General features: G+C 56.7%; 2 protein-coding genes. Both read left to right on the top strand.

Going from position 1 to position 1,828, the window contains the following annotated elements:
- A partial coding sequence (locus tag G459_RS0123840) for a DUF7507 domain-containing protein (protein WP_342664348.1) occupies positions 1–1,671 on the top strand: 1,671 nt, incomplete at its 5' end.
- 38 nt (positions 1,672–1,709) lie between these two features.
- A partial coding sequence (locus G459_RS30050; protein WP_245588241.1) for a type IX secretion system membrane protein PorP/SprF occupies positions 1,710–1,828 on the top strand: 119 nt, incomplete at its 3' end.

Raw genomic sequence — 1,828 nt, 5'->3', positions numbered from 1 at the left:
ATCGTGACCGGCGACAGCCCTGAGGGAGAAGATCCGACAGACGAAGACGAAGAGGAGACTCCGATAGAAAGAAACCCGTCGGTAACCCTGGACAAGTCGGTGGACCTGAACTCGGTCAGCCTGGAGGGCGTGGTGCTGAACTATACCCTGGTGGTGAAAAACACCGGCAACGTGACCCTGTCGAGCGGAACGCTGACAGATCCGAAGACCGGCCTGTCGGTACCGGGAGTTACCCTGGCACCGGGCGAGGAGAAATCCTACAGCACGACCTATACCGTGACCCTGCAGGATCTGTTGAGCGGAGAGCCGATTGTCAACATTGCGCAGGTGAACCTGGTGGATGGCCCTACGGGAACCCCATACAGTGCCCAGGATGATGCGGTGGTGTTGATCGACCTGACCCCTTCGATTGAGCTGACAAAAACAGCGGACAGATCCACGATAAGCGGGATTGGGGACGTGATCAACTACACCCTGACGGTGACCAACACGGGCACCGCACCGCTGGTCAACGTGGAAGTGAACGATCCGCTGACCGGATTTGAAGCGCAGGTGAACCTGCTGCTGCCGGGTCAGGTGCGGGAGTTTGTGACCAGCTATACAGTCACGGCGGGCGACCTGGAGAATCCATCGGTATTGAACGTGGCTACGGTTACCGCCCAGACTCCTTCGGAAGAGGAGGTCAGCGACCAGGACGAGGTTTCCGTGGGAGTTGAGGCACGGCAGATCATCGCCAACGACGACGAGTTCGGATCACACTTCCTGAGCTTCGGCGGGGTGATCGGCAACATCCTGGACAACGACCTGTTGGAAGGACAGCGTCCTGATCCGGCCGATGTGGACTTCGAATTCACCGAGCTGGACGGCATCATCGGTTTGCTGATTGACGAAAACGGCGAGCTGAGCCTGATCCCCGGAGTGAATGAGGTAAGAGACTATACCCTGAAGTATATCCTGAGAGAGACGGCCTTCCCGGACAACAACGACGATGCACTGGTGTTCTTCAGAATATTGAACGACAACGTGGACCTGTCGGTGACCAAGACCAGCTTCGAGGCCGAGATCTACGAGGGCGACGAGTTTGAGTACCAGATCGTGGTGTCCAACATCGGCGGCACTCCAGCCACCCAGGTGAACATTGTGGACAATCTGCCTGCGAACGTCAGCTACGTGAGTTCGGGTGTGGTCAGCGTGAGCGATCCACAGATCCAGGTAGGCAATGCGACGGTGAACGGCAGCACAGTCACTTGGACCGTACCGTTCCTGCCGGCAGACGGGGAGATCACGCTCCGCATCCGGGTTCGTGCCGGAGACGCGGGCCAGATCCGGAACGTGGTGACGGTGGACTCTGGGGAAGAAGACACCAACGGGGAGGACAATGAGGCGACCGATGAGAACGAGATCCTTCCGTTCCGTATCCCGAACGTGATTACGCCAAACGGTGACGGGGACAACGACACGTTTGAGATCAAGGGATTGGGCAAGTTTGCTTCCAGCGAGATCGTGATCCTGAACAGATTGGGGGACCACGTACTGGAGAAGAAAGAATACCAAAACGACTGGGATGCCCCGGGTCAGGTAGCGGGTACTTACTTCTACGTGCTGAAGCTGACTGACGGATCAGGAAAAGTACACGAGTTCAAAGGATGGATTCAGGTAATCAAAGAATAAAGACAAGAGCCATGAAAACGACTTTTAAAATCATAGGAATGACCCTTCTGGTGGCCGTATTGGCCACCGGGGGGACTTTTGGCCAGCAGCTTCCGCAGTTCAGCCAGTACATCTTCAACGGGTTGCACGTGAATCCGGGGTATGCGGGGTACAAGGG

The organism is Algoriphagus terrigena DSM 22685 (assembly GCF_000429445.1).
Classification (GTDB): domain Bacteria; phylum Bacteroidota; class Bacteroidia; order Cytophagales; family Cyclobacteriaceae; genus Algoriphagus; species Algoriphagus terrigena.
This window is presented reverse-complemented; position numbering and strand designations above follow the sequence as displayed.